Genomic DNA, 25,932 nt, shown 5'->3' on the forward strand with positions numbered 1-25,932 from the left:
CCCCCGAAAGGGGGTTCGTTACCGCATATTTGCAGCGTCCGGCTCCGCGGGCCCCTCCGCCTGCCGTAGCATCCTCCACGGACCGCCCCCTCTGCTCCTCGGTCAACGCACGGAACGACGGGCGCAGTTGGATCGGGGCCCGTGGAGGTTCTATGAAGCAGCGCGGCAGACACCGCCGGCGCAGTCGAGGCAGGGCGTTGCGCGCGGCCCTGACCGGGGCCGCCCTCGCGCTGACCGGCGCCGCCACGATGATCAGCGCCTCGCAGGCCACGGTCGCCGGCGACCCCGGCGAACTGAAGCCGCTCGCCGCGACCGACGCGCTGCGGCTGACGGAGCACCGGGTGCCCGCGCCCTGGCTCGACCGGCTCTCCGCCGCGATGGGCGAGCCGGTGGGCGTCGACGCCGTCCTCGGCTCCGCCGACCACACCCTGCGCGACGCCGCCGACTGCACGGCCGGGGAGCGCGAGGCGCTGCCGGTCTCCCCCGCGGCCACGCGCGCCTACTGCTGGGACGCCGAGGACACGCGGGGCTGGCGGCCGGGGGCGGTCACCACCTCGGGGGACGCCGACGAGGACGGACTGTGGGGCTCCCACCGGGTCGTGCTGTCCGCCTGGAGCCGCGACGACGGCACGCCCCAGGGCGGACTCGCCCGGGTCTCGTTCGTGAACGCCGACGATCCCGGCCGTCTCGGCTACACCTCGGCGCTGCTCGCCGTCCCGGTGGACGGCGGACGCGACTACCGGGCACTCGCCTCCCCCGTCTCCGGCATGGTCTGGTACCAGGACAAGCTGCTGGTCACCACCGGCGCCGGGGACCGCAACGCGCTGTACGTGTACGACGTGGACCGCGTCCAGCGCGCCACCGCCGACGCCGACGCGGTCGGCCGGGTGCCCGGCGGCTGGGCGGCGTACGGCCACCGGTACGTGCTGCCCGCCGTCGCCTCCTACCGCCTCGCCGACACGCCGGACGCCGCGCGGCCCGCCGCGCTCTCCCTGGACCGCGGCACGGTCCCCGCCGGCCTGGTGGCGAGCGAGTACGTACCCGCCGGGGCCGACCGGCCCACCCGCCTGTGGCGCTACGCGCTCGGCACGGACCCGGACCACGCCGGGCTGCCCGCCACCGACTCCGCCGGGCACGTGGACGCGCGGGACGGGTACGAGACCGGCGCTTCCGAGGTCCGGGGCGTGCTGGCGCACCGCCCGGCCGGGGCCGGACGATACGACTGGTACCTGGCCAGGCCGGCCGGCGACCAGGACGGACGCGGCACGCTGTGGCGGCAGGACGCGGAGGGCGCGCGGGCCACGGAGTGCGGTGCCGACCGGTCGCGCCAGTGCTGGAGCGGGCCGCCGGGCTCCCTGTCGTACTGGGCGGGGACCGGTGAGCTCTGGTCCCAGTCGGGCAGCATGCTCTTCGCGCTGCCGCTGACCTCGGTGGACGAGGCGCTCGGCTGACGCCGGCGGTTCCGCGGCGGCGGGCCCCCGGCAGAGGGCGCGGGCGCGGAACCGGGATCGACAGATCTCGCGACCGGATGATTCCCTGACCGGCATGACCAACATCGCCGTGACCACCTGGTCCCTGGAGCAGACCGCGCCGACCGATCTGCTGCCGGCCGCCGCCCCGGAGGGGGACGTACGGATCGTCCGCTCCGAGGTGCCCTCGCCCGAGTTCAGCCGCTTCCTGTACGCCTCCGTCGGCGGCGACATCCGCTGGACGGACCGGCTGGGCTGGAGTTACGCGCGGTGGCAGGAGCACCTCGGGCGGCCCGGCGTGGAGACCTGGGTGGCCTACGACCGGGGCACCCCCGCCGGATACGTGGAGCTGACGCCCGGGGACGACGGTGTCGTGGAGATCGAGTACTTCGGCCTGATTCCGGCCTTCCGCGGCCGGCGCATCGGCGGGCACCTGCTGTCGTACGGGACCGCCCGCGCCTGGGACGTCGCGGACCGCTGGCCGGGGCTGGCCACGACCAAGCGGGTGTGGCTGCACACGTGCAGCAAGGACGGCGACTTCGCGATGGACAACTACCAGCGCCGCGGCTTCCGCCTCTTCGACACCAAGGTCGAGGAGGAACCGGAGGTGAAGACTCCGGGTCCGTGGCCCGGGGCCTTCCCGTCCTGACCTGCTCCGAAGCGTCCGTTTTCGGTCCCTGTGACCCACGACACCCCTGTCTCACCCGACGAGACAGGGGCGTCCGCATTTTGGACGAAGCTGGACTCTGTCCAGATCGCCGTGCCACGCTTCCGTCATGTCCGGAACTGGAATTGCCTTGGTGAGTCGGCGGCACGTCGACCTCGGCCGCATGTCCAGCGCCATCTGTCCGATGCGCTGAGAGCCCCTCCAGCAGCACCGGATTTCTCGCATTCGCCTCCTCCCGCGCAACGACGCGCACGTATGCCCATGCGCCCGCGCGCGCAGGTCAGAGCCGCATTCCGCCTGTCCCGAAGGACGTGTCAACCATGGCCGCCACCCCGCCGAAGCCTGCTGCCACGACTCCCCGCCGCAAGGTGAGCCGTCACCGTGGCGAGGGTCAGTGGGCTATGGGTCATTTCACCCCGCTCAACGGCAACGAGCAGACCAAGAAGGACGACGACGGTCTCAACGTACGGACACGTATTGAGACGATCTACTCCAAGCGGGGATTCGACTCCATCGACCCCGGCGACCTGCGCGGACGCATGCGCTGGTGGGGTCTGTACACCCAGCGCCGGCAGGGCATCGACGGCGGCAAGACCGCGATCCTGGAGCCCGAGGAGCTGGACGACAGCTACTTCATGCTGCGCGTGCGCATCGACGGCGGCGCGCTGACCACCGCGCAGCTGCGCGTCATCGGTGAGATCTCGCAGGAGTTCGCGCGCGGCACGGCCGACATCACCGACCGGCAGAACGTCCAGTACCACTGGATCCGGATCGAGGACGTGCCCGAGATCTGGAACCGGCTGGAGGGCGTCGGCCTGTCCACCGTCACCGCCTGCGGCGACACGCCCCGCGTGATGATCGGCTCCCCGGTCGCGGGCATCGCCGAGGACGAGATCATCGACGGCACGCCCGCGCTGGAGGAGATGAAGCGCCGGGTCCTGAACAACCCGGCGTACTCGAACCTGCCGCGCAAGTTCAAGACCGCGATCTCCGGCTCGCCGGTGCAGGACGTCGTGCACGAGATCAACGACGTGGCGTTCGTCGGCGTCGACCACCCCGAGCACGGGCCGGGCTTCGACCTGTGGGTCGGCGGCGGCCTGTCCACCAACCCCAAGCTGGGTGTGCGCCTGAACGCCTGGGTGCCGATCGAGGACGTGCCGGACGTCTACGAGGGCGTCATCTCGATCTTCCGCGACTACGGCTACCGGCGCCTGCGCAACCGCGCCCGGCTGAAGTTCCTGGTCGCCGACTGGGGCGCGGAGAAGTTCCGCCAGGTGCTGGAGGACGAGTACCTGAAGCGCAAGCTGACCGACGGTCCGGCGCCCGCCGAGCCGGCGAGCCGCTGGCGCGACCACGTCGGCGTGCACCGGCAGAAGGACGGCCGCTACTACGTCGGCTTCGCCCCGCGCGTCGGCCGCGTCGACGGCACCACCCTGACGAAGGTCGCCGACCTCGCGGAGGCGCACGGCTCGGCCCGGGTCCGCACCACCGTCGAGCAGAAGATGATCATCCTCGACGTCGAGCAGGGTCAGGTCGACTCCCTGGTGGAGTCCCTGGAGGCGCTGGACCTCAGCGCCAGGCCCTCCTCGTTCCGGCGCGGCACCATGGCGTGCACCGGCATCGAGTTCTGCAAGCTCGCCATCGTCGAGACCAAGGCGCGCGGCGCCTCGCTCATCGACGAGCTGGAGCGCCGACTGCCGGAGTTCGACGAGCCGATCACCATCAACCTCAACGGCTGCCCGAACGCCTGCGCCCGCATCCAGACCGCGGACATCGGTCTCAAGGGCCAGCTGGTCCTGAACGAGCGGGGCGAGCAGGTCGAGGGCTACCAGGTGCACCTCGGCGGGGCGCTCGGCCTGGAGGCCGGCTTCGGCCGCAAGGTGCGCGGCCTCAAGGTGACGGCGGAGGAGCTGCCGGACTACGTGGAGCGCGTGCTGACGCGCTACCAGGCCGAGCGCGAGGACGGCGAGCGGTTCGCCACCTGGGCGGCCCGCGCCTCGGAGGAGGCGCTGTCGTGAGCGAGCGCGCCGCGCCCTTCTACTGCCCCTACTGCGGCGACGAGGACCTGCGCCCGAGCGAAGAAGGTCACGGCGCCTGGGAATGCGCGGCGTGCAACCGCGCATTCCAGCTGAAGTTCCTCGGGCTGATCGCCCGCGGACTTCAGCCCAACTCCACGGGAGGGGAACCGATATGACGGCCACTCAGGAAGAGCGGACGACCGACGAGCTGAAGGCGCTGGCCGAGCGGGCGGGCCGCGAGCTGGAGGACGCCTCGGCACTGGAGATCCTCCAGTGGGCCGCGGAGACCTTCGGCAACCGCTTCTGCGTGACCTCGTCCATGGAGGACGCGGTCGTCGCCCACCTCGCCTCCCGCGCCCTGCCCGGCGTGGACGTGGTGTTCCTCGACACCGGCTACCACTTCCCGGAGACCATCGGCACCCGGGACGCGGTGGAGGCCGTGATGGACGTGAACGTCATCACGCTCACCCCGCGGCAGACGGTCGCCGAGCAGGACGCCGAGTACGGCCCGAGGCTGCACGACCGCGACCCCGACCTGTGCTGCGCGCTGCGCAAGGTCAAGCCGCTGGAGGAGGGCCTGAAGGGCTACCAGGCCTGGGCGACCGGCCTGCGCCGCGACGAGTCCGAGACCCGGGCGAACACCCCCGTGGTCGGTTGGGACGAGAAGCGCCGGAAGGTGAAGATCTCCCCCATCGCGAAGTGGTCACAGGAAGATGTGCAAACGTACGTCGCCGAGCACGGAGTCCTCACCAACCCGTTGCTGATGGACGGCTATGCCTCCGTGGGCTGTGCGCCCTGCACCCGCCGTGTGCTGGAGGGCGAGGACGCGCGTGCCGGCCGCTGGGCGGGCCGTTCCAAGACCGAGTGCGGACTGCACGGCTGACATGACGACGACCACCGAGAATCAGGAGAACCACGTGACGACCGGAGCCACCGTCTGGCTCACGGGTCTGCCGAGCGCCGGCAAGACCACCATCGCGCACGAGCTGGCCGGCCGGCTGCGCGAGGAGGGCCACCGCGTCGAGGTGCTCGACGGCGACGAGATCCGCGAGTTCCTCTCGGCGGGCCTCGGCTTCAGCCGCGAGGACCGGCACACCAACGTGCAGCGCATCGGCTTCGTCGCCGAACTGCTCGCCCGCAACGGCGTCATCGCGCTGGTCCCGGTGATCGCGCCGTACACGGACAGCCGGGACGCGGTGCGCAAGCGCCACGAGACCCACGGGACGGCGTACGTGGAGGTGCACGTGGCCACCCCGGTCGAGGTGTGCTCCGTACGCGACGTGAAGGGCCTGTACGCCAAGCAGGCCGCGGGTGAGCTGACGGGGCTCACCGGGGTCGACGACCCGTACGAGGAACCCGTCGCGCCCGACCTGCGCATCGAGTCGCAGGACCAGACCGTCCAGGAGTCCGCCGCGGCGGTGTACGCCCTGCTCAGCGAAAGGGGACTGGCATGACGACGACCGTCGCCACGGTCAAGGAGGGCGAGGGCTCGGCGAGCAGCCCGTACGCCCTCTCCCACCTCGACGCCCTCGAGTCCGAGGCGGTGCACATCTTCCGCGAGGTGGCGGGCGAGTTCGAGCGGCCGGTAATCCTGTTCTCCGGCGGCAAGGACTCCATCCTCATGCTGCACCTGGCGCTGAAGGCGTTCGCCCCCGCGGCCGTGCCGTTCTCCCTGCTGCACGTCGACACCGGGCACAACTTCCCCGAGGTCCTGGACTACCGCGACCGCACGGTGGAGAAGCACGGGCTGCGCCTGCACGTGGCCTCCGTGCAGGACTACATCGACCGGGGGGTGCTCAAGGAGCGCCCGGACGGCACGCGCAACCCGCTGCAGACGCTGCCGCTGACCGAGAAGATCCAGGCGGAGAAGTTCGACGCCGTCTTCGGCGGCGGGCGCCGCGACGAGGAGAAGGCCCGCGCCAAGGAGCGGGTGTTCTCGCTGCGCGACGAGTTCTCCCAGTGGGACCCGCGCCGCCAGCGCCCCGAGCTGTGGAACCTGTACAACGGCCGGCACGCCCCCGGCGAGCACGTCCGGGTCTTCCCGCTGTCCAACTGGACGGAGCTGGACGTGTGGCAGTACATCGCCCGCGAGGGCATCGAACTGCCCGATATCTACTACGCCCACGAGCGCGAGGTCTTCGCGCGCGCCGGCATGTGGCTGACCGCCGGCGAGTGGGGCGGCCCGAAGGACGACGAGACAGTGGTCAAGCGGCGGGTCCGCTACCGCACCGTCGGCGACATGTCCTGCACCGGCGCGGTCGACTCCGACGCCGACACCATCGAGAAGGTGATCGCCGAGATCGCCGCCTCCCGGCTCACCGAGCGCGGCGCGACGCGTGCCGACGACAAGCTCTCCGAGGCCGCGATGGAAGACCGCAAGCGCGAGGGGTACTTCTAGACATGACCAGCACCACCGAGCCCACCGAGCCGCTGTCGGTCGAGCAGCTGTCGGAGACCACCCTGCTGCGGTTCGCCACCGCGGGGTCCGTCGACGACGGCAAGTCCACCCTGGTCGGCCGCCTGCTGCACGACTCCAAGTCGGTCCTCGTGGACCAGCTGGAGGCCGTGGAGCGCGCCTCCGCGAGCCGCGGCCAGGAGGCCCCGGACCTGGCGCTGCTCACCGACGGCCTGCGGGCCGAGCGCGAGCAGGGCATCACCATCGACGTGGCCTACCGCTACTTCGCCACGCCCCGGCGCCGGTTCATCCTGGCCGACACCCCCGGGCACGTGCAGTACACCCGCAACATGGTCACCGGCGCCTCCACGGCCGAGCTCACGGTCATCCTTGTCGACGCCCGCAACGGCGTCGTCGAGCAGACCCGCCGGCACGCCGCGATCGCCGCGCTGCTGCGGGTGCCGCACGTCGTGCTCGCCGTCAACAAGATGGACCTGGTCGAGTACAAGGAGTCCGTGTTCGCCGCCATCGCCGAGGAGTTCACGGCGTACGCGACCGAGCTGGGCATCCCCGAGGTCACCGCGATCCCGATCTCGGCGCTCGCCGGCGACAACGTGGTGGAGCCGTCCGCGGTCATGGACTGGTACGGCGGCCCGACCGTCCTGGAGCACCTGGAGACCGTCCCGGTCAGCCACGACCTGGCGCACTGCCACGCCCGGCTGCCCGTGCAGTACGTGATCCGTCCGCGCACCGCCGAGCACCCCGACTACCGGGGCTACGCGGGCCAGATCGCCGCCGGCACCTTCCGCATCGGCGATCCGGTCACCGTGCTGCCGTCGGGCCGCACCTCCAAGGTGTCCGGCATCGACCTGCTGGGCGAGCCGGTCGACGCGGCCTGGACGCCGCAGTCGGTGACGCTGCTGCTGGAGGACGACATCGACGTCTCCCGCGGCGACCTGATCGTTCCCAGCAAGGACGCCCCGGCCACCACGCAGGACGTCGAGGCCACCGTCTGCCACGTCGCCGACGCGCCGCTGACCGTGGGCCACCGCGTGCTGCTCAAGCACGGCACCCGCACGGTCAAGGCCATCGTCAAGGACATCCCGGCCCGGCTCACGCTGGACGACCTGTCCCTGCACCCGCACCCCGGGCAGCTCGTCGCCAACGACATCGGCCGCGTGAAGATCCGCACCGCCGAGCCGCTGCCCGCCGACTCCTACGCGGACTCCCGCCGCACCGGTTCGTTCATCCTGATCGACCCGAGCGACGGCACCACGCTCACCGCCGGGATGGTCGGCGAGTCCTTCGCCGCCCCGGAACCGGTCAAGGACCCGGACGACGAGGACGGGTGGGACTTCTGAGCATGAACTCCTCCGACTTCTACTCCACGTTCGCCAAGGAGGGCGGCCGCGTCGGCAGCGGTGCTCTCGGCAGCGGGCAGGGCGGAGTGGCGCGATGTGCGCGCTGACGTACGCGCACCGCATGCGCGCCCACACCCCCCACCCGCACAGCCGAAGACCTGCCGACCTCCCGGCCACGACCTGACACCTCGGACGAACCGACAGGCGTGACCGCCGGGCCAACGAGAGGAACACCTCCCGTGCCTGCCACCACCGTCCTGCGCCGCACCCTCGCGGTCATAGCCGCCCTGCCGCTCCTGACCCTCGCCGCCTGCGGGTACGGCTCCGAGGCGAAGGACGACGACACCGCCAAGGTCGCCGCGGGCGCCGAGAAGATCGACGGTCTCGACTCCGTCCGCATCGGCTACTTCGGCAACCTCACCCACGCCACCGCCCTGGTCGGGAACCAGAAGGGCTTCTTCCAGAAGGCGCTGGGCGCGACCGAGGCCAAGTACGCGACCTTCAACGCCGGCCCGTCCGAGATCGAGGCGCTGAACTCCGGCTCCATCGACATCGGCTGGATCGGCCCCTCCCCCTCGATCAACGGCTACACGAAGTCGGACGGCAAGAACCTGCGGATCATCGGCGGTTCGGCCTCCGGCGGCGTGAAGCTGGTGGTGAACCCTGACAAGATCAAGTCTCTGAAGGACGTCAAGGGCAAGCGCATCGCGACCCCGCAGCTCGGCAACACGCAGGACGTGGCGTTCCTCAACTGGATCGCCGAGCAGGGCTGGAAGGTCGACGCGCAGAGCGGCAAGGGCGACGTGACCGTCGTCCGCAGCGACAACAAGGTCACCCCGGACGCCTACAAGTCGGGCTCCCTGGACGGCGCCTGGGTGCCGGAGCCGACCGCCTCCAAGCTGGTCGCCGAGGGCGCGAAGGTGCTGCTGGACGAGTCGACGCTGTGGCCGGACAAGAAGTTCGTGATCACGAACATCATCGTGTCGCAGAAGTTCCTGAAGGAGCACCCGAAGGCCGTCGAGGCCGTCCTGAAGGCCTCGGTCGACACCAACGAGTGGATCAAGGCCAACCCGGACGAGGCGAAGGCCGCGGCCAACAAGCAGCTGGAGAAGGACACCGGCAAGGCGCTGCCGGCCGAGGTCCTGGACCCGGCGTGGAAGTCGATCGAGGTCACCGACGACCCGCTGGCCGCCACCCTCGACGCCCAGGCGGAGCACGCCGTGAAGGCCGGTCTGCTGAAGGAGCCCGACCTCGCGGGCATCTACGACCTCACGCTGCTCAACAAGGTCCTCGAGGCCAAGGGCGCGCCCGCGGTCGACGACGCCGGTCTCGGCGTCAAGTAAGTCCGGATCCGACCAATCCCAGGAGGTGACGACCATGGCCACGACCCTCGCCAAGGCCGCCGACGGCACCGAGGCGGCCACGCACGCCGCCCGGATCGAGCACGTCTCGAAGTCGTTCGCGGGCCCCGCCGGACAGCAGCTCGTGCTGGACGACATCACCCTCGATGTCGCGCCCGGCGAGTTCGTCACTCTCCTGGGGGCCTCCGGCTGCGGCAAGTCGACGCTGCTCAACCTGGTGGCGGGCCTGGACAGGCCCAGCGCCGGCGCCATCACCACGGACGGGCGGCCGGCCCTGATGTTCCAGGAGCACGCCCTGTTCCCGTGGCTGACCGCGGGCAAGAACATCGAACTCGCCCTCAAGCTGCGCGGCGTGCCCAAGTCCGAGCGCCGCGACAAGGCCGAGGAGCTGCTCGAACTCGTCCGGCTCAAGGGCGCGTACGGCAAGCGGGTGCACGAGCTGTCCGGCGGCATGCGCCAGCGCGTCGCGATGGCGCGCGCTCTCGCGCAGGAGAGCAAACTGCTGCTGATGGACGAGCCGTTCGCGGCGCTGGACGCGATCACGCGGGACGTGCTGCACGACGAACTCACCCGGATCTGGCGCGAGACGCGGCTGTCCGTCCTGTTCGTCACGCACAACGTGCGCGAGGCCGTGCGGCTCGCCGAGCGCGTGGTGCTGCTGTCCTCCCGCCCCGGGCGCGTCGCGCGCCAGTGGACGGTGGGCATCCCGCACCCGCGCCGCATCGAGGACACCGCCGTGGCGGAACTGTCCGTCGAGATCACCGAAGAACTGCGTGGGGAGATCCGCCGCCATGGCCAGCACTGATACGACCAGCCCGGCGAAGGACGGCGGCGACCTCGCCGGTCTGGAGGCGGGCCTGGACGCACTGGAGACGGTGCAGCAGGGCCGCACGCCGTTCCGGCAGACCTTCGTCGAGAAGATCCTGCCGCCCACCGTCGCGGTGCTCCTGGTGCTGGCGGTCTGGCAGGGGCTGGTCTCGTTCGACGTCGTCGACGACCCGACCAAGCTGCCCGCCCCGTCCGCCGTGTGGGACGTCGTCCAGCAGGCGTGGCTCGAGGGCGAGCTGCTCGGCTACATCTGGACCAGCGTCTCGCGCGGCCTGCTCGGCTTCTGCTTCGCGCTGCTGATCGGCACCCCGCTGGGGCTGCTGGTGGCGCGGGTGAAGTTCGTGCGGGCCGCGATCGGCCCGATCCTGTCCGGCCTCCAGTCGCTGCCGTCGGTGGCGTGGGTGCCGCCGGCCGTGATCTGGCTGGGCCTGAACAACACGATGATGTACGCCGTCATCCTGCTGGGCGCGGTGCCGTCCATCGCCAACGGCCTGGTGTCCGGCGTGGACCAGGTGTCGCCGCTGTTCCTGCGGGCGGGCCGCACGCTGGGCGCGACGGGGCTGAAGGGCACCTGGCACATCGTGCTGCCGGCCGCGCTGCCCGGCTACGTCGCGGGTCTGAAGCAGGGCTGGGCCTTCTCCTGGCGGTCGCTGATGGCCGCCGAGATCATCGCGTCCTTCCCCGACCTGGGGGTGGGCCTCGGCCAGCTGCTGGAGAACGGCCGCAACGCCAGCGACATGGCCATGGTCTTCGAGGCCATCCTGCTGATCCTGATCGTCGGCATCGCCATCGACCTGCTGATCTTCAGCCCGCTGGAGCGGTGGGTGCTGCGCAGCCGCGGTCTGCTGGTGAGGAGCTGAGGCACACCATGCACCGTCCGGTCCGACCCGTCCGTCACGCCCGCCCCGTCCTTCTGGTCGTCGCCCACGGCAGCCGCGATCCGCGGCACGCCGCGACCGTGCACGCCCTGGTCCGCCGGGTCAGGGCGCAGCGCCCGGACGTACGGGTGGAGACCGGCTTCCTGGACTTCAACGTGCCCTCCGTGCAGGGCGTGCTGGAGTCCCTGGCGACGGAAGGGGTGCGGGACGTGGTGGCGCTGCCGCTGCTGCTGACCCGCGCCTTCCACGCCAAGGCCGACATCCCGGCCGTCCTCGCGGACGCGCCGGCCCGGCTGAGGATCCGGCAGGCGGAGGTGCTCGGCCCCTCACCGCTGCTGCTGTCGGCGCTGGAACGGCGCCTGTACGAGGCGGGCCTCACGCCCGCCGACAAGTCCTCGACCGGGGTCGTGCTGGCCTCGGCGGGGTCCTCCGACCCGGAGGCGATCGCAGTGATCGCAGAAATCGCGCGGGAGTGGCGGCACACCGGCTGGTGCGCCGTGCGGCCTGCGTTCGCCTCCGCATCCCTTCCCCGCACCGAGGACGCGGTCCGTGAACTGCGTGCCGCCGGCTGCGAACGCGTCGCCGTGGCCCCGTACGTGCTGGCCCCCGGCTTCCTGCCGGACCGCATCGCGCGGGGCGCGGCCGGGGCGGACGTACTGGCGGACGTGCTGGGCCCGGCGCCCGAGGTGGCGCGGCTGCTGCTGGAGCGGTACGACGCGGCGCGGACGCCGCTGCCGGCGCTGGTGGCGGTCGGCGCCTGACGCCGGCTCAGCCGAACGACAGCGTGCCCGTGCGGGTGCGCCTGAGTTCGAAGAGGTCGGGGTCGCCCGCCAGGACGCGGAAGGCGTCGAAGAGTTCCGCGGCGCGGGTGCCGCGCGGAAGGACGCCGATCAGGACCCGGGGGCGGTCAGTTCCACCAGTTTGACGACCGTGTTCCAGTTGCGGCTGGTGGCGATCACGCCCTTGTTCACGCGGGGCTTGGAGAGGGCCTCGGCGAGCTTGGAGCGGCCCAGGCCGTCCGGCGCGTACAGGTACAGGGCGCGGTCGCCGAGCCGGAACTCCTCGGGGAGGAAGGCGGCCCGGTCGACCGAGGCGAAGCGCTCCTCGTCGACCGGCGCGGAGAAGTAGGTGACGTGGAGCTGTCTCGCCTCCAGGTCGGCGGCGGGGAAGGGGCAGGACTCGGCGACGGCCCGCAGATAGGCGTGGTCGCGCACGATCACGTCCACCGGGAAGCCGAAGTGCTTCTCGATCGCCTGCGACAACTCGGCGGCCAGGGACTCCTCGTCCCCGTGACCGGACGTGAACACGGCCTGCCCGCTCTGCAGATGGGTGCGTACGGCGTCGTGGCCGAGGCCCTCCAGGAGCGTGCGCAGCTCGGCCATCGGGACCTTCTTGGCGCCGCCCACGTTGATCCCGCGCAGCAGCGCCGCATACGTCGTCGTCATGCGCACACCATAGAGCGGCCGTCGCGCCCCGTGGGGGTGGGCGCGACGGCCGCGTCCGCCGGGCGGACGTGCGCGCCACTCTCGCCGATCCGGGAGCGGGGTTCAACCACTCCACGCGCCTGTGACTTGTTCAACAACCCTGCGGAAGGAAACCTGGCGGAATCCCTGCCGCCGGGCGCACCCTGATCACCGTCCCCGAGAGGCCCGGGTAGATGTAAGGGGCCGCCGTCCTCCCCAGCGGTGAGAGCGGGCATACGAGGGGATGAGCCGGACCCGTGCCACTTCACCGGTCAGCACGACGAGACGGACTTATCCGGGCCATACCTTCGAAGCGGAAGGTGGCGGCAGGGGGCCTCCACCGCAGACGAGGGGGCAAGCCCGTCATGGGGAACGGAGACACACGGGTGCGGGGCATCGCCGCCCGGGCCGGCGGCTGGAGCGCCCGGCACCGATGGGCTGCCGTCGGGATCTGGGTACTGTTCGTCGTCCTGGCGATGGGGCTCGGTTCGGCGGCCGGCCGGGTCGACGTCAAGGACAGCGACCAGATGGGGGGCGAGACGCACACCGCCGCCCGGATCGTCGAGGACGCCGGGATCGACGAACCGGCCAGCGAGAGCGTCCTGATCCAGGCGAAGGACGGGAAGCTGACGGCCACCGACGCCGAGTTCCGCGCGGCCGTCACCGCGGTCGTCGCGGCGGTGGAGGGCACCGGGGAGGTCACGGGGGTGACCTCCCCGTACGAGGCGAAGACGATCTCGAAGGACGGCCGCAGCGCGCTGGTGCAGTTCGACATGCGCGGCGAGGCGGACACCGCGGGCGAGCGAGTCGAGCCGGTGCTGAAGGCCGTCGAGGGCGTCCAGAAGGACCACGGGTCGCTGCGGATCGAGGAGATCGGCGGCGCCAGCATGATGAAGACGTTCGACGACGCGTTCGGCGACGACTTCAAGAAGGCCGAGTACTCCGCGGTGCCGGTGGCCCTCGGCATTCTGCTCGTCGCGTTCGGCGCGCTGGTGGCCGCGCTGGTGCCGGTGGCGCTGGCGATCACCGCGATCGTGGCGACGATGGGTCTGATGGGCCTCGTCAGTCACCTCCAGCCGATGAGCGACACCGCCAACTCCGTGATGCTGCTGGTGGGTCTGGCCGTCGGCGTCGACTACTGCCTGTTCTATCTGCGCCGTGAGCGCGAGGAGCGTGCGGCCGGCCGGGACGCGCAGACCGCGCTGCGGATCGCCGCCGCCACCAGTGGCCGGGCGATCGTCGTCTCCGGTGTGACGGTGTGCGTGGCGATGGCGGGCATGCTGTTCACCGGCATCGCCGAGTTCGAGGCGATGGGGCTGGCCTCGCTGATGGTCGTCGCGGTCGCCATGGTCGGGTCGGTGACGGTGCTGCCGGCGCTGCTGTCCCTGCTGGGCGAGCGGGTGGAGAAGGGGCGCATCCCGTTCCTGCGCCGGCGTCAGCGCCGGGGCACCGAGGAGGGCAGCCGGTTCTGGACCGCCGTGCTGCGGCGCGTGCTCGCCAAGCCGGTGCTCGCCGCCGCCGTGGCGGTCGGCGCCCTGCTGGCCGTCGCCGCTCCCGCCGTGGGCATGAAGACGCAGAACCTCACCCTGGACCAGGAGTTCGGCGACTCGCTGCCCATCGTGCAGACGTACAACCGGGTCAACGACGCCTTCCCCGGCGGCTCCGACCCGGCCGAGGTGGTCGTCAAGGCCGACGACATCAACGCGCCCGAGGTGCGGGCCGCGCTCGCCGACTTCCGGGAGCAGGCGGTCAGTTCGGGTGCCTCGCGCGGACCGGTCGACATCACCATGCACGACGAGCAGAACGTCGCCCTGGTCTACGTCCCGCTGGTCGGCGGTTCCGACCAGGACAAGGCGGGCGAGAGCCTGGACAAGCTGCGCGACGACGTACGGCCCGCCACGCTCGGCAAGGTCGACGGCGTCGAGGCGCCGATCACCGGGCAGGTGGCCGGCAACAAGGACTTCAACGACCAGCTCGTCGGCTCGGTGGTGCCGGTCTTCGTGTTCGTCGTGGTCTTCGCCTTCCTGCTGATGCTGCTGTCCTTCCGTTCCCTGACGGTCGCGATCACCTCGATCGTGCTGAACCTGCTGTCGGTGGGCGCGGCGTACGGCATCCTCGTCGCCGTCTTCCAGCACGGCTGGGGCGCCTCGCTGGTGGGCGCGGAAGGGGTCGGCGCCATCATCACCTGGCTGCCGCTGTTCCTCTTCGTGATCCTCTTCGGCCTGTCGATGGACTATCACGTGTTCGTGGTCTCGCGGATCCGTGAGGCGCGGCTGCGCGGGCGGACGACCAGGGACGCGATCCAGCACGGCGTGGTCACCACGGCCGGGGTCGTCACCAGTGCCGCGGTCATCATGGTCGCCGTGTTCGCCATCTTCGGCACGCTGTCCATGCAGTCCATGAAGCAGATGGGCGTGGGCCTGGCGGCGGCGGTGCTGATCGACGCGACGATCATCCGGGGCGTGCTGCTGCCGGCCGTGATGGCCCTGCTCGGCGAGCGGAACTGGTACCTGCCGAAGTGGCTGCACCGGCTGCCCGATCTCACCCACGACGAGACGCCCGAGGCGGTCGCTCCGTCGGCCCGGGACGACGAGGGCGAGCGGGTCGGCGTCTGAGCGGCCCGGGAAGAGACGAGGCCCGTCGGTTCCGGGGGAACCGACGGGCCTCGGCCTTCCTGCACGGTGGTGAGTGCGCGTCAGGTCACCTCGAGGTTGGCCATCATGCCCATGTCCTCGTGTTCCGCGTTGTGGCAGTGGAACAGGTACCGGCCGCGGTAGCCGTCGAAGCGGGTGATGATCTCCGCCGATTCCGCCGGGCGCAGCGAGAGGGTGTCCTTGAGCCCGGCGTCGTGCGGCAGGATCCCGCGTCCGCCACGGGACAGAACCCGGAACCCGACGAGGTGCAGATGAACCGGGTGGTGGACGTCGGCGACGAGACGCCACACCTCGACGGCGCCCAGCCGCGTGCGGACGTCCGTACGCGACGGGTCGAACGCCCGTCCCCCGATGACCCAGCCCCGGCCGTGCTGCATCCGCCCGGCGCGGAAGACGAACTCGCGGACCGCGGTCGCCTCGGAACGCCGCCAGGTGGGCAGGTCGTCGGCGAGCCTCGCGGGGACGCGGGTGTCGTCGCGGGCACGGCGCACCACCCGGAACGCCATCACCTCGTGAGTCGGTCCGGAGCCGAGCCGGTTGACCAACCGCACCCGGCTGCCGACGGGCAGGTCCCCGAAGTCGATCACCACGTCGTAGCGCTCGGCCGGCGCCAGGGGCAGGACCGTGTGCGGGACGGGCCTGGCGAGCAGGCCCTGGTCGGAGCCGATCTGCAGCAGCTCCAGGCGTCGCCCTTCGTCCGTGACGGCCTGGAGCTCGTAGTGGCGGGCGTTGGAGGCGTTGAGCAGCCGCAACCGATGGCGGACGGCGTCGACCTCGTGGATCGGCCAGGGCGCGCCGTTGACCAGGATCACGTCGCCCAGCACGCCGGCCGCGAAGGGCGCGTCCACTCCGGGCCGGTCGCGCAGCGTGGGGTCGAGGGAGGGGTAGGCCAGCGAACCGTCGGAGCCGAACGCGCGGTCGGCGATCATCAGGGGCAGTTCGCGCCCGCCGCGGGGCAGATCGAGGGCGTCCTCGACGTCGTCGCGGACGATATGCAGGCCGGCCAGGCCGCGCCAGATCGCCGGAGCGGTGAAGTCCATGCGGTGGTCGTGGTACCAGAGCATGGTCGCGCGCTGGTCCAGCGGGAAGGTGTACGCCCGCGTGGTCCGGGTGGTCACCGCGCGGGGATCGGACATCCCGTGGGCACCACCGGGGTGCTGGTGATGCGCCGTCGGGTCGGGCCAGTCCCGCGGGAGGACCAGATCGGTGGGGTAGCCGTCGGAGGCGGCGGGGGTGCGCCCGCCGTGCAGGTGCACCACGGTCGGCACCGGCAGCTCGTTGCGGTGCGTCACGGTGACCGGTCGTCCGCGGCGGGACTCGATCGTCGGGCCGGGGAAGCTCCCGTCGTACGTCCACAGCTCCGTCCGCACCCCGGGCAGGATCTCCGCGGACACCCGACGCTGCGTGATCTCGTACCGGTCGGTGCCCCCGGAGGTGCGGGCCGGTACGAGGACGGGAGGGACCGGCAGCGGCACGGTATAGGGCTCCGGCAGCGGCACGGCGCTCCGCAGCTGGTTGCCCGTGCTTGGCGGCCGGTGGGCCATCGCCCCGGACAGCGCCAGCCCGCCCGCCGTGGCGAGTCCCAGGGCGCCGCCGAGCCCGAGCACCCGGCGCCGGGGCCACTCCGCGCGGCTCGGACCGCCGTGACGGGTGAGCCGCTGCCGCTCAGACATCGGCCGCGTCCCGACGGGGCTCGGTCACGCCGCCGGCCCGGCCGGCCACCGCGCCCCGGGGCAGCGGCCGCACCCAGACCGCGGCGGCCAGCACGGCCAGCGCGGCGATGGTCATCACCCCCAGGGGGAGGTGCACCCACAACAGGCCGGACATCCCTGCCAGGTACTGTCCCGTCTCGGCCGCCACGAGCAGCAGTGACACGGCGGCCGGCCACCAGCGGCGCGTCCGCGCCCGGACCGCGACGCCGACCGCGGCCTGCAGCAGTCCCAGCGAGAACACGGTGTCGGCGCCGCGGGCGTGCCAGTCCAGGCCACCGATCTCCCCGGTGAGGTACACGCCCGCGAAGACCGGCTGTCCGAAGGCGGCGACGGTGTGAGCCGTCACCACCGAACGGAAGAGGAGATCGGCAACGCCCCCGGTCCGCCGTGCCGTCGATGGTTGTTCGTTCGTCGTGGTCACACGTCCACGGTCATGCTTCCGCGGCTATTACGTCAAAGATCAGTATTGCTATTCTGCTATGCCCGCGGGGCTATGAGTGGAGGGCAAGGGATGGATCTGCACGCGCTCGAGCAGTTCCTCGTCGTCGCGCGGCTCGAGCACCTCAGTCGGGCGGCCGGCGAACTGCGGGTCGCCCAGCCTTCGTTGAGCCGGACCATCGCCCGGCTGGAGGCCGAGCTCGGCGCTCCTCTGTTCGACAGGGCCGGCCGTCTGCGGCTCAACGAGGCGGGACGGCTCTTCCGGGACCACGTCGAGCGCTCTCTCGGGGAGCTGGAAGCCGGGCGCCGGGCGGTCGCGGATGCGGCCCGCGACGGCGTCGGCGGGGTACGGCTGGCATCCGAGACCTTCCTGACCATCACCGGCCCCCTGGCCGCCTTCAAGGACGCCCATCCCGACGTCGACGTCGACCTCCGGCAGATGCCGGCCTCGGACATGCACCGCGCCCTGCACGCCCGTGAGGTGGACCTGTGCGTCGCCTCCCAGCCGATCCCGGCCGACGGGCTGGCCGGCGTCCGCCTGCACGACGAGCCGGTCTGGCTGGCCGCACCGCCCGGCCACCCGCTGGCCTCCCGCGCCCGCGTCGGGGTGGCGGAGCTGCGCACGGAACCGTTCGTGATCGCGCGCCCCGGCCACTGGCAGCGCCGCCTGCTCGACCGCCTCTTCGCCGGTCACGACCTGACTCCGCGAATCGTCTGTGAGGGCGACGAACCGGCCGCACTCGCCGGCCTGGTCAGCGCCGGCATCGGCCTCACCCTCGTCCCGGCGATGGCCCGCGGCGCCGACGTCAGCGCGCCCTGCGCCTGGATCGGCATCGACGACCCCGGCTGCCGACGCACCCTCACCCTGCACCGGGTCGCCGGCGGCCGGCTGTCGGCCGCCGCCCGTCTGATGCACACCACGCTCGCCACCTGGCCCTGGCACCCGGCGGGCGACGCCCAGCGGTGACGTCGCCCCGCCCGGGCGGGGCGAGCCGGCGGCCCGGCCTCAGGCCCGGCGGGCGGCGAGTTCCGCCTCGATCAGGTCGGCCGCCCGCCGGGTGCCGCCCTCCTGGGCCATCTGCTCCTGGATCTCCTTCAGGCGCGCGGCCACCTCCGGGTCGTCGACCAGGGCGAGTGCGGCGGTGCGCAGCGCATCGGCGGTGGCGTCCTCGGTGGACAGGTGCCGGGCCACGCCGAGCGCCTGGAGCATGTCCGCGTTGCCGAACTGGTCCACGGCCTGCGGTACGGCGATCATCGGCGTGGCGGTGGCCAGGCCCTCCTGGCTGCCGCCCGCGCCCGCGTGGGTGACGAACAGGTCGGCCTCCTTGAGGACCGCCAGCTGCGGCACCCACGTCCGCACGTCCACGTTCGCCGGTACGTCGCCCAGCTCGGCGCGGTCGACGTGCCTGCCGACCTGGAGCACCAGGTGCCAGCCGGGCAGGTCGCCGAACGCCTCGACGCACTCCCGGTAGAACGCGGGCCGCTTGGTGAAGGAGGACCCGAGGGAGACGAGCACGACCTTCTCGGCACCGTCGGGGCGGTGCCAATCGCCCTCGGTGGCGCGGTCGCCCTGGCAGGCGCCGACGAAGGTGTGCACCGTCTCGTCCACCCGGTCGGCATGGGGCTGGAGCGCCTTCGGGATGAGCACCAGGGAGCGGGCGGGGCGGCCGACGAACGGGTCGGGGTGCTGGGTGATCCCGTTCTCCTCCAGCCAGGCGTGGAAGCGGGCGTAGTAGGCCTGACCGCGTTCGGTCTTCCGCGGCTCCTCCCACATAGGCTCGGCGACCTCCTGTTCGTAGCCCTCCCAGGCGACCAGGTTCGGCGAGAGGGAGACGGCGGGCACGCCCCAGCGGTGGGCGAGGACGCGGGCCGGGTAGGAGGTGATGTCGTGCAGGACCAGGTCCGGCTCGTCCCCCTCGTACGCCTCGACGAGCTGGGGCAGCGCCTGGACGGCGTCGTTCAGGAACGGCTCGACGTTGTCGAGCAGGGTGGTGCCCCACGCCTCGGGGTCGGCGTCGGGGCCGGGCAGCGTGCTGTTCCAGAGCTTGGGCTCGGCGCCCGTCTCGGCGACCTTCTCCGCGAAGAGCGGCGGGATCGCGTACGTCACCCGGTGCCCTCGCGCGACGAGCTCGCGGATCACCTCCAGGCTGGGATTCACGTGGCCGTGCGCGGCGATGGAGAACATGGCGATGTGGGCGCGACTGGTCATGCCGTGACCGTATGCGAGACGATACGTATCGTGCAAGCTGTTCAGCGGCACGCCGTGTCAGCGCTGGTAGCGGGCGAGTACGAGGTTGCCGTCCTCCTCCAGCCTCTCGCGCAGCGTCTCCATGCCGATCGCCCCGCTGTAGTACTCCTGGAGTGCCGGGGTGGCCACCTTGTCCTTCCACTCGGCGTAGCCGCGGACGGACTGCGCGGGGGCCGGGCGCAGGTGGGCCGCGAGGGCGGTGCCGGTGGCCCAGCCGTTCTCGGTCGTGTGCAGGGCGGGGTCCTCCAGGGCCCGGGTGCCGGTGGGCAGCATCCAGTCGCCGAGGGCGAGGCGGACCATGTTGTCCGGCTGGAGGAGGAAGTCGACGAACGCGACGGCCTCCTTCTTGTGCGGGCTGTCCTCGGCGACGGACAGCGTCTGCGGGCTGACGCCCTGGGCGAGCCCGTCGGCGCCGGCCGGGGCGGGCAGGACCTGCCAGTCGAAGCCCTCGGGTGCCTGCTGTTCGATCTGCTGGCGGTAGGAGAAGCCGAGCGGCACCATCGCGTACTTGCCCGCGAAGAAGCCGGGCAGGGTGTCGGAGCCGCCGCTGCCCAGGGTGGACGCGGAGGCGCTGCGGTCGCGGCCGACCTGGTCGTGGATCGTGCGCGGCACCACCTGGTCGGCCTCCTCGAACCGGACGGTGACCCTGCCGTCCGCGTCGCGGTGGAACAGCTGCCCGCCGGTGGACAGCGACAGGTTGAGCGTGGCGGACACGGGCTCCTTGAGCGGCCAGGCCACGCCGTACGTCCCGTCGCCGCTCAGCCGCTTGGTCACCTGCCGGAACTCCGGCCACGTCCAGGGGTGTTCAGGTGTCGGGATCCGGACGCCGGACTTCTCCAGCAGGGCCGTGTTGGCGATCAGGACGCGGGGTTCCTGGAGGAACGGCACGCCGTAGACGCCGTCGTCGAAGGTGACCGTCTCCCAGCCGGCCCGGGGGATGTCGTTCTTCAGCCGCTGGGGCAGCAGGTCGGTGAGGTCGGCGAGGTAGCCGCCGTAGGCGAAGTCCGCGAGGTCGTCGGAAGCGTCGTGGATGATGTCCGGCGCCTCGCCACCCTCGAAGGAGGTGAGGAGCTGGTCGTGGACGCTGTCCCAGCTGCCCTGGACGTACTCGACCCGCACGTCCGGATGGGCCGCGTTCCACTCTTCCACCAGTTCCTTGTTGGCCTGCACGGACTCCTCCTGCCAGGCCAGGGACTGGAAACGCAGGGTGATCCGGCCGTCGTCGGCGTCACCGCCCGCGCCGGTGCAGGCCGCGAGCAGCAGGACGAGCGCGACGAGCACGGTGGTGGTCCTGGTGCGCATCAGCTCTTCACCGCCCCGGCGAGCATGCCGCCCGTGATCCGCCGCTGGATGAGGGCGAAGACGACCAGCGAGGGCAGCGTCGCGAGGAAGGCCGCCGCCGCCAGCGGGCCGAGGTCCGCGACGCCCTCGGCGCCGATGAAGTGGGTGAGCACGACCGGCAGCGTCTGTTTCTCCGGTGTCTTCAGCAGCACCAGCGCGAAGAAGAACTCGTTCCACGCGGTGATGAACGCGAACAGCGCCGTCGCCACGATCCCCGGTGCGAGCAGCGGCGCGGTCACCGAGACGAGGGTGCGCAGCCGCCCGGCCCCGTCGACCGCGGCCGCCTCCTCCAGCTCGGCCGGCACGGCGCGGACGTATCCCGCGAGCATCCACAGCGCGAACGGCAGCGACCACACGACGTACACCATCACCAGCCCGGGCACGGAGTTGATCAGCCGGAGGTTCTTCAGGACCAGGAAGAGCGGGATGATCAGCAGGACGAAGGGGAAGGCCTGGCTGACCACGACCCACCCGGTGGCCGCCCTGGTGAGCCGGCCGCGGTGCCGGGCCATCACATACGCCATGGGCGTCGCGATGAGCACCGCGATCACGGCGGCGCCGAGGGCGGCGACCAGGGAGTTGAGCGCGGCGTGCAGCAGCGGCTGCTCGTCGAAGGCCTGCCGGAAGTTGTCGAGGGTGGGGTTCTCCGGGATCCAGGTGGGGTGAAGGCTCGCCAGCTCGCGCGGCGGTTTGAACGCGGTGGACAGGAGCCAGAGGAACGGGAAGGCCAGGAAGACGAGATAGGCGAGCAGCGCCGCGTACTGGCCCACGCGGGCTCCGGTCGAGGTCCTCACGCGTCGTCACCTCCCTTGAGCCGGCCGACGAGGAAGACGGCCAGCAGGACCGAGATCACGGCGACCATGACGCAGCCCATCGCCGCCGCGTAACCGAACTGCCCGTAGCGGAAGGCCTCCTCGTAGGCGAAGAGCATGGGCAGCCGGGTCCTACCGCCGGGGCCACCGTTGGTCAGCACGTAGACCAGGGCGAAGGAGTTGAAGTTCCAGATGAGGTTGAGCGCGGTGATGGCGAGCGCGACCGGTTTCAGGGCGGGCCAGGTGACCGTGCGGAAGCGGCGCCAGGCACCGGCGCCGTCGACCGCGGCGGCCTCGTGCAGCTCGCGCGGGGTGTTCTGCAGGCCGGCGAGCAGGGCGACCGTGGTCTGCGGCATGCCGGCCCAGACGCCGACGACGATCACGGCGGGCAGGGCCGTGGCCAGGCCGCTGAGCCAGTCGCGGCCGTCGCCGAGGCCGAGGTCGCGGAGGGTCTCGTTGAGGATGCCGGCGTCCGGGTTGTAGACCAGCCGCCACATGATGCCGACGACGACCTCGGGCATCGCCCAGGGAACGATCGCCAGGGCGCGGGCCAGCCAGCGCAGCCGCAGGTTCTGGTTGAGCAGCAGGGCGAGGCCGAGCGCGAGCAGGAACTGCGGCACGGTGACGCCGACCGCCCAGACCAGGCCGATGCGGAACGACTCCCAGAACAGCGTGTCGTGCAGCAGGTCCTGGAAGTTCAGGGTGCCGATCCACTGGGTGGGCTCGGTCCGGCCCGACTGGGCGTCGGTGAACGCCAGCAGGATGCCGTAGAGCAGCGGTCCGACGCTGAGCACCAGGATGGGGATCAGCGCGGGCAGCACCAGGAACCAGGCGCCGTGGCCGGGGTCGCGCCGTGGCCGGTCCCCGCCGGGCGCGCGGCGCGCCGGTCTCCTCACCTCGGTCTCCGATGTCACGTGGTCAGCCCCTTCGCGCGGCTCGGACGGGCCTGGTCATGGTCGTGAAGGCGCTGTGCCCCGTCAAGGGACCGCGCACACGCTCCCACCTGTACGAATGCGACACTGGCCGACGGATGGCGGGATCCCGACGGTGGACGCGCACGGCTGACCCGTGCCGGCGCCCGGCGGGGACCCGGGCCCGTCCCCGGCGACCGCACCGGCTCAGGCGCACCGCGCCTGCCGGTCGACGGCGGGGCGGTGACGACGGACCAGGACGGACACGGAGAGGCGGACGATGGACGAGGCACGGGCGCGGGAGGTACTGGCCGTGGCGGAGGTGCTGCCCGGCCCGGCGCGGGAGGCGCGGCTGCTCGCCCTCGGCGAGAACGCGGTCTTCGCCGCCGGCGACCTGGCCGTCAAGGTGGGCCGCGACGCCGAACTCGCCGGGCGGGCGAGCCGTGAACTGGCCGTCGCGGTGTGGCTGGAGGAGGCCGGTGTGCCCGCGGTGCGGGCGGCCCGGCCGGAGGCGCTGATGGTCGACGGACATCCCGTGACCGTGTGGCACCGGCTGCCCGACGCCGTGCGGCCCACCGAACCGCGGGACGTGGCCGGACTGCTGCGGCTCGTCCACGCGCTGCCCTCCCCCTCCTTCGCGCTGCCGCCCCGCGAGCTGCTGGGCGGTGTGGAGCGCTGGCTGCGGCTCGCCGGCGACGCGATCGACCCCGCGGACGCGGCGTATCTGCGCGAGCGCCGCGACGGTTTCGCGACGGCCGCCGCCGCGCTCACCCCCCATCTGCCGCCGGGCCCGATCCACGGCGACGCGCTCCCCCGCAACGTGCACGTCGGTCCCGACGGTCCGGTCCTGGTCGACCTGGAGACCTTCTCCTCCGACCTGCGCGAGCACGACCTGGTGGTGATGGCCCTCAGCCGGGACCGCTACGGGCTGCCCGCCGAGGCGTACGACGCCTTCACGGCGACCTACGGCTGGGACGTGCGCGCATGGGACGGCTGCGCGGTGCTGCGCGGGGCCCGCGAGACGGCCAGCTGCGCCTGGGTGGCGCAGCACGCGCCGAGCAACCCCAAGGCACTGGCCGAGTTCGAACGCAGGGTGGCGTCGCTGCGGGACGAGGATCCGACGGTGCGCTGGTATCCGTTCTGACGGCTCGCCCGGCGGGACCGGGTCAGACCGGCTCGCCGGCCAACTCGCGGACCGGCCACGTCCCGTCGACGACGGCCGTGGCGTCGCCCTTGCGGCGCAGGAAGCTCTGGAAGTCCGCCGCCCACTGCGCGTACCACTCGATCTGGCGGTGGTGCAGCTCCGCCGGGCCGAGGGCGGCGACCTTGGGGTGGCGGCCGGCTATCGCGAAGGCCAGCCGGGCCGCGGCGAGGGCGTCGGCCGAGGCGTCGTGGGCGGCGTCGAGCGGGACGCCGTACTCCCGGCAGACCGCTTCCAGGTTGCGCTTGCCGCGCCGGTAGCGGTCCACGGAGCGGTCGATGGTGTACGGGTCTATGACGGGCGCGGGGTCCAGGCCGCCCAGGCGCTCCCGCAGGGACGGCAGCCCGTGGCGCCGCAGTTCGGCACTGAGCAGGGTGAGGTCGAAGGCCGCGTTGTAGGCGACGACCGGGACGCCCGCCCTCCAGTGGTCCGTGAGGACCGAGGCGATGGCGTCGGCGACCTGGTCGGCGGGGCGGCCCTCGGCGGCCGCGCGCTCGTTGCTGATGCCGTGCACCGCGACCGCGTCCGCCGGGATCTCCACGCCGGGGTCGGCCAGCCATTCGCGGCGGCCGAGCGGCTCCCCGCCCCTGACCTCGATCACGGCGCCGGTGACGATGCGCGCCTCGCGCGGATCGGTGCCCGTCGTCTCCAGGTCGAATCCGATCAGCAGCTCCCGGTGCCAGCCCATGGGCGGTCCCCCTCCTCGGTGGTGCGTTCCCCCAGTGGTTCCCACCTTCGCACGGGCCACTGACAATCGAAGGATCGCGTTCCGTTCATGCCGTTCCGGCCCCGGGGCCCGGCACTCAGGACACCGGTCGCGAATCCGCCCACATCTGCTCGAACTCCTCACGGTAGGTGGGGAAAAGTCCGCCTTCATCCACTTGGTCCGACTTCACGACCCTGCCGCCGTTGCGCCCGTTGCGCAGGACGAGCACCGGCGCCTCCATCCCCCGCGTCCGGCGCAGGTAGGACTGCACGACCGCGATGCCGTCGGCGCCGTCCCCGTCCACGAGGTAGGCCGTGAAGCGGGGCGTCTCGTCGAAGACCTGGATCTCGAACGCCCCCGGGTCCCGCAGCCGGGAGCGCACCCGGCGCATGTGCAGGATGTTCGTCTCGACGGCGCGGCTCAGCTCGCCGCGCTTGATGCCCAGTTCGCGCTCGCGGCGTTTGATGGCGCTGGAGGCGGGGTTCAGGAACAGCAGCCGCACCCGGCCGCCGGACTCGGCCAGCCGGAGCAGCCGGCGGCCGGAGAAGTTCTGCACGAGCAGGTTGAGGCCGATGCCGAGGGCGTCCACGCGGCGGGCCCTGCCGAAGATGTCCTCCGCCGGGAACTGGCGCAGCAGCCGGACCCGGTCCGGGTGCACGGCGACCACGTCGGCGTACCGGTCGCCGACCAGGTCCTCCACCGCGTCGACCGGCAGCCGGCGCGTGGACGGCAGGTCGCTGCCGGTGCCGAGGACCTCCAGCAGCCGCGCCGAGGCCCGTTCGGCCTGGTTCAGGACCGCCTCGGACAGCGCCCGGTTGCGGGAGACGACGTTGCGGGTGACCTCCAGCTCGTCCAGGGCCAGTTCCACGTCCCGGCGCTCGTCCACGTAGGGCTCGAAGCACGGCCAGTGCTGGACCATCAGCTCGCGCAGCTGGGGCAGCGTGAGGAAGCTCAGCACGTTGTCGTCGGCGGGGTCGAGGAGGTAGCCCTTGCGGCGGCTGACCTCGCGGACGGCGACGGCGCGCTGCACCCACTCCTGCCCGGCGGGTCCGGCGGCGGCGACCACCCAGTCGTCGCCGTGGACGGGTTCGTAGATCGGCCGCAGGACGGCGGCGACGACCGCGCGCAGCCGCTGCTCGACGAGGTTCAGCCAGATGTAGGCCCGGCCGGCCCGCTGCGCGCGCGTGCGCACCTCGTGCCAGGCGTCGGCGTCCCAGTCCAGTTCCGGACCGATCGCACCCGCGTGCATGGGCCGCGCCAGGGACACCGCACCGGGCGGGACGTCCGTGGAGTTCCCCTCGTGACCCTCGTCACCAGGGGGCAGCTCCAGCCCTCCCGAGCCCACCCGCGCACCGCCTTCCGCTCCCTGGGAGCACTCCCGGTCAGACCCCGTCCAACGATCAAGGAAGGGTACTCCGCGAGCGGTGCGCGGTGCAGCCGGATGGGCAGGCCGGTTTTCCCAACGGCCC

General features: G+C 72.2%; 25 protein-coding genes and 1 pseudogene. 16 read left to right on the forward strand and 10 right to left on the reverse strand.

Going from position 1 to position 25,932, the window contains the following annotated elements; genetic code table 11:
- The first annotated feature begins 152 nt into the window (after nt 1-152).
- The 13 genes from IEZ05_RS23245 to IEZ05_RS23305 all read left to right on the forward strand — a co-directional run bounded on the left by IEZ05_RS23245 (nt 153) and on the right by IEZ05_RS23305 (nt 11,738).
- Nucleotides 153-1,451 (forward strand): hypothetical protein, encoded by a 1,299-nt coding sequence (locus IEZ05_RS23245; protein ID WP_189232152.1) that lies wholly within the window; start codon nt 153-155, stop codon nt 1,449-1,451.
- A 94-nt stretch (nt 1,452-1,545) separates the two neighbouring features.
- Nucleotides 1,546-2,118 (forward strand): GNAT family N-acetyltransferase, encoded by a 573-nt coding sequence (locus tag IEZ05_RS23250; RefSeq protein WP_189232153.1) that lies wholly within the window; start codon nt 1,546-1,548, stop codon nt 2,116-2,118.
- 127 nt (nt 2,119-2,245) lie between these two features.
- Entirely contained in the window at nt 2,246-2,329 is an 84-nt protein-coding gene (locus tag IEZ05_RS37105) for a putative leader peptide (protein ID WP_343234115.1), read from the forward strand.
- A 127-nt stretch (nt 2,330-2,456) separates the two neighbouring features.
- The gene (sirA, locus tag IEZ05_RS23255) at nt 2,457-4,154 is read left to right on the forward strand and encodes a sulfite reductase SirA (RefSeq protein WP_189232154.1); all 1,698 of its coding nucleotides are present in this window, start codon (nt 2,457-2,459) and stop codon (nt 4,152-4,154) included.
- Nucleotides 4,151-4,330 (forward strand): hypothetical protein, encoded by a 180-nt coding sequence (locus tag IEZ05_RS23260; protein WP_189232155.1) that lies wholly within the window; start codon nt 4,151-4,153, stop codon nt 4,328-4,330. Before sirA ends, IEZ05_RS23260 begins: the two co-directional genes overlap by 4 nt.
- Nucleotides 4,327-5,037, forward strand: coding sequence for a phosphoadenylyl-sulfate reductase (locus IEZ05_RS23265; protein WP_189232156.1), 711 nt, complete (start codon nt 4,327-4,329; stop codon nt 5,035-5,037). Before IEZ05_RS23260 ends, IEZ05_RS23265 begins: the two co-directional genes overlap by 4 nt.
- A gap of 1 nt (nt 5,038) precedes the next feature.
- Nucleotides 5,039-5,608 carry an adenylyl-sulfate kinase gene (gene cysC, locus IEZ05_RS23270; protein ID WP_189232157.1) on the forward strand — a complete coding sequence of 190 codons (570 nt, stop codon included), beginning with the start codon at nt 5,039-5,041 and terminating at the stop codon, nt 5,606-5,608.
- On the forward strand, nt 5,605-6,552 hold the full coding sequence (gene cysD / locus IEZ05_RS23275; protein ID WP_189232158.1) for a sulfate adenylyltransferase subunit CysD: 948 nt from the start codon (nt 5,605-5,607) through the stop codon (nt 6,550-6,552). The genes cysC and cysD overlap by 4 nt, the downstream gene beginning before the upstream one ends.
- A gap of 2 nt (nt 6,553-6,554) precedes the next feature.
- Nucleotides 6,555-7,910: a sulfate adenylyltransferase subunit 1 gene (locus IEZ05_RS23280; RefSeq protein WP_189232159.1), complete on the forward strand. Its 1,356-nt coding sequence runs from the start codon at nt 6,555-6,557 to the stop codon at nt 7,908-7,910.
- A gap of 239 nt (nt 7,911-8,149) precedes the next feature.
- Nucleotides 8,150-9,253 carry an aliphatic sulfonate ABC transporter substrate-binding protein gene (locus tag IEZ05_RS23290; protein ID WP_189232160.1) on the forward strand — a complete coding sequence of 368 codons (1,104 nt, stop codon included), beginning with the start codon at nt 8,150-8,152 and terminating at the stop codon, nt 9,251-9,253.
- Nucleotides 9,254-9,287: 34 nt separating this feature from the next.
- A complete protein-coding gene (locus IEZ05_RS23295) occupies nt 9,288-10,076 on the forward strand; it encodes an ABC transporter ATP-binding protein (RefSeq protein ID WP_189232161.1) in 789 nt (262 codons plus the stop codon).
- On the forward strand, nt 10,063-10,959 hold the full coding sequence (locus tag IEZ05_RS23300) for an ABC transporter permease (RefSeq protein ID WP_189232162.1): 897 nt from the start codon (nt 10,063-10,065) through the stop codon (nt 10,957-10,959). The genes IEZ05_RS23295 and IEZ05_RS23300 overlap by 14 nt, the downstream gene beginning before the upstream one ends.
- Nucleotides 10,960-10,967: 8 nt before the next feature.
- Nucleotides 10,968-11,738, forward strand: a complete 771-nt coding sequence (locus IEZ05_RS23305) for a sirohydrochlorin chelatase (RefSeq protein ID WP_189232163.1) — start codon at nt 10,968-10,970, stop codon at nt 11,736-11,738.
- A 7-nt stretch (nt 11,739-11,745) separates the two neighbouring features.
- Here the strand turns inward: IEZ05_RS23305 and IEZ05_RS36450 are convergent.
- Both IEZ05_RS36450 and IEZ05_RS23310 read right to left on the reverse strand, forming a co-directional pair.
- A pseudogene (locus IEZ05_RS36450) lies at nt 11,746-11,859 on the reverse strand (disulfide bond formation protein DsbA); the annotation flags it as partial.
- A gap of 8 nt (nt 11,860-11,867) precedes the next feature.
- Nucleotides 11,868-12,422 carry a DUF1697 domain-containing protein gene (locus IEZ05_RS23310; protein ID WP_189232164.1) on the reverse strand — a complete coding sequence of 185 codons (555 nt, stop codon included), beginning with the start codon at nt 12,420-12,422 and terminating at the stop codon, nt 11,868-11,870.
- Nucleotides 12,423-12,805: 383 nt separating this feature from the next.
- Between IEZ05_RS23310 and IEZ05_RS23315 the strand changes: the two genes are divergently transcribed.
- Nucleotides 12,806-15,055, forward strand: a complete 2,250-nt coding sequence (locus IEZ05_RS23315; RefSeq protein ID WP_189232165.1) for an MMPL family transporter — start codon at nt 12,806-12,808, stop codon at nt 15,053-15,055.
- Between the two features lie 80 nt (nt 15,056-15,135).
- Here IEZ05_RS23315 and IEZ05_RS23320 read toward each other — a convergent pair whose 3' ends face one another.
- A complete protein-coding gene (locus IEZ05_RS23320) occupies nt 15,136-16,767 on the reverse strand; it encodes a multicopper oxidase family protein (protein WP_189232166.1) in 1,632 nt (543 codons plus the stop codon).
- Nucleotides 16,760-17,227: a hypothetical protein gene (locus tag IEZ05_RS23325; protein WP_189232167.1), complete on the reverse strand. Its 468-nt coding sequence runs from the start codon at nt 17,225-17,227 to the stop codon at nt 16,760-16,762. Before IEZ05_RS23325 ends, IEZ05_RS23320 begins: the two co-directional genes overlap by 8 nt.
- 90 nt (nt 17,228-17,317) lie before the next feature.
- Between IEZ05_RS23325 and IEZ05_RS23330 the strand changes: the two genes are divergently transcribed.
- Nucleotides 17,318-18,211: a LysR family transcriptional regulator gene (locus tag IEZ05_RS23330; protein WP_189232168.1), complete on the forward strand. Its 894-nt coding sequence runs from the start codon at nt 17,318-17,320 to the stop codon at nt 18,209-18,211.
- Nucleotides 18,212-18,250: 39 nt separating this feature from the next.
- Here the strand turns inward: IEZ05_RS23330 and mgt are convergent, their stop codons facing one another.
- Genes mgt through IEZ05_RS23350 form a run of 4 tightly spaced genes read right to left on the reverse strand, consistent with a single transcriptional unit; the run spans nt 18,251 to nt 22,559 of the window.
- Nucleotides 18,251-19,453, reverse strand: a complete 1,203-nt coding sequence (gene mgt / locus IEZ05_RS23335) for a macrolide-inactivating glycosyltransferase (protein WP_189232169.1) — start codon at nt 19,451-19,453, stop codon at nt 18,251-18,253.
- Between the two features lie 57 nt (nt 19,454-19,510).
- Nucleotides 19,511-20,794 (reverse strand): ABC transporter substrate-binding protein, encoded by a 1,284-nt coding sequence (locus IEZ05_RS23340; RefSeq protein WP_189232170.1) that lies wholly within the window; start codon nt 20,792-20,794, stop codon nt 19,511-19,513.
- The gene (locus IEZ05_RS23345; protein WP_189232171.1) at nt 20,794-21,627 is read right to left on the reverse strand and encodes a carbohydrate ABC transporter permease; all 834 of its coding nucleotides are present in this window, start codon (nt 21,625-21,627) and stop codon (nt 20,794-20,796) included. The genes IEZ05_RS23340 and IEZ05_RS23345 overlap by 1 nt, the downstream gene beginning before the upstream one ends.
- Nucleotides 21,624-22,559, reverse strand: coding sequence for a carbohydrate ABC transporter permease (locus IEZ05_RS23350; protein WP_189232172.1), 936 nt, complete (start codon nt 22,557-22,559; stop codon nt 21,624-21,626). The genes IEZ05_RS23345 and IEZ05_RS23350 overlap by 4 nt, the downstream gene beginning before the upstream one ends.
- 277 nt (nt 22,560-22,836) lie before the next feature.
- On the opposite strand from IEZ05_RS23350, the gene IEZ05_RS23355 reads away from it, so the two are divergent.
- Nucleotides 22,837-23,700, forward strand: a complete 864-nt coding sequence (locus tag IEZ05_RS23355) for a phosphotransferase enzyme family protein (protein WP_189232173.1) — start codon at nt 22,837-22,839, stop codon at nt 23,698-23,700.
- Nucleotides 23,701-23,722: 22 nt separating this feature from the next.
- Here the strand turns inward: IEZ05_RS23355 and IEZ05_RS23360 are convergent, their stop codons facing one another.
- Nucleotides 23,723-24,445 carry a 3'-5' exonuclease gene (locus IEZ05_RS23360; protein WP_189232174.1) on the reverse strand — a complete coding sequence of 241 codons (723 nt, stop codon included), beginning with the start codon at nt 24,443-24,445 and terminating at the stop codon, nt 23,723-23,725.
- Nucleotides 24,446-24,560: 115 nt separating this feature from the next.
- On the reverse strand, nt 24,561-25,808 hold the full coding sequence (locus tag IEZ05_RS23365) for an SAV2148 family HEPN domain-containing protein (protein ID WP_189232175.1): 1,248 nt from the start codon (nt 25,806-25,808) through the stop codon (nt 24,561-24,563).
- Nucleotides 25,809-25,932: the final 124 nt, after the last annotated feature.

This window comes from Streptomyces flaveolus (assembly GCF_014648815.1).
GTDB classification, from domain to species: Bacteria; Actinomycetota; Actinomycetes; order Streptomycetales; family Streptomycetaceae; genus Streptomyces; species Streptomyces flaveolus.

What these genes read in the sequence shown, in the direction of transcription:
- IEZ05_RS23245 (WP_189232152.1), top strand. Translation starts at nt 153, where the DNA reads ATGAAGCAGCGCGGCAGACACCGCCGGCGCAGTCGAGGCAGGGCGTTG.
- IEZ05_RS23250 (WP_189232153.1), top strand. Translation starts at nt 1,546, where the DNA reads ATGACCAACATCGCCGTGACCACCTGGTCCCTGGAGCAGACCGCGCCG.
- IEZ05_RS37105 (WP_343234115.1), top strand. Translation starts at nt 2,246, where the DNA reads ATGTCCGGAACTGGAATTGCCTTGGTGAGTCGGCGGCACGTCGACCTC.
- sirA (WP_189232154.1), top strand. Translation starts at nt 2,457, where the DNA reads ATGGCCGCCACCCCGCCGAAGCCTGCTGCCACGACTCCCCGCCGCAAG.
- IEZ05_RS23265 (WP_189232156.1), top strand. Translation starts at nt 4,327, where the DNA reads ATGACGGCCACTCAGGAAGAGCGGACGACCGACGAGCTGAAGGCGCTG.
- cysC (WP_189232157.1), top strand. Translation starts at nt 5,039, where the DNA reads ATGACGACGACCACCGAGAATCAGGAGAACCACGTGACGACCGGAGCC.
- cysD (WP_189232158.1), top strand. Translation starts at nt 5,605, where the DNA reads ATGACGACGACCGTCGCCACGGTCAAGGAGGGCGAGGGCTCGGCGAGC.
- IEZ05_RS23280 (WP_189232159.1), top strand. Translation starts at nt 6,555, where the DNA reads ATGACCAGCACCACCGAGCCCACCGAGCCGCTGTCGGTCGAGCAGCTG.
- IEZ05_RS23295 (WP_189232161.1), top strand. Translation starts at nt 9,288, where the DNA reads ATGGCCACGACCCTCGCCAAGGCCGCCGACGGCACCGAGGCGGCCACG.
- IEZ05_RS23300 (WP_189232162.1), top strand. Translation starts at nt 10,063, where the DNA reads ATGGCCAGCACTGATACGACCAGCCCGGCGAAGGACGGCGGCGACCTC.
- IEZ05_RS23305 (WP_189232163.1), top strand. Translation starts at nt 10,968, where the DNA reads ATGCACCGTCCGGTCCGACCCGTCCGTCACGCCCGCCCCGTCCTTCTG.
- IEZ05_RS23310 (WP_189232164.1), bottom strand. Translation starts at nt 12,422, where the DNA reads ATGACGACGACGTATGCGGCGCTGCTGCGCGGGATCAACGTGGGCGGC.
- IEZ05_RS23315 (WP_189232165.1), top strand. Translation starts at nt 12,806, where the DNA reads ATGGGGAACGGAGACACACGGGTGCGGGGCATCGCCGCCCGGGCCGGC.
- IEZ05_RS23320 (WP_189232166.1), bottom strand. Translation starts at nt 16,767, where the DNA reads ATGTCTGAGCGGCAGCGGCTCACCCGTCACGGCGGTCCGAGCCGCGCG.
- IEZ05_RS23330 (WP_189232168.1), top strand. Translation starts at nt 17,318, where the DNA reads ATGGATCTGCACGCGCTCGAGCAGTTCCTCGTCGTCGCGCGGCTCGAG.
- mgt (WP_189232169.1), bottom strand. Translation starts at nt 19,453, where the DNA reads ATGACCAGTCGCGCCCACATCGCCATGTTCTCCATCGCCGCGCACGGC.
- IEZ05_RS23340 (WP_189232170.1), bottom strand. Translation starts at nt 20,794, where the DNA reads ATGCGCACCAGGACCACCACCGTGCTCGTCGCGCTCGTCCTGCTGCTC.
- IEZ05_RS23355 (WP_189232173.1), top strand. Translation starts at nt 22,837, where the DNA reads ATGGACGAGGCACGGGCGCGGGAGGTACTGGCCGTGGCGGAGGTGCTG.
- IEZ05_RS23360 (WP_189232174.1), bottom strand. Translation starts at nt 24,445, where the DNA reads ATGGGCTGGCACCGGGAGCTGCTGATCGGATTCGACCTGGAGACGACG.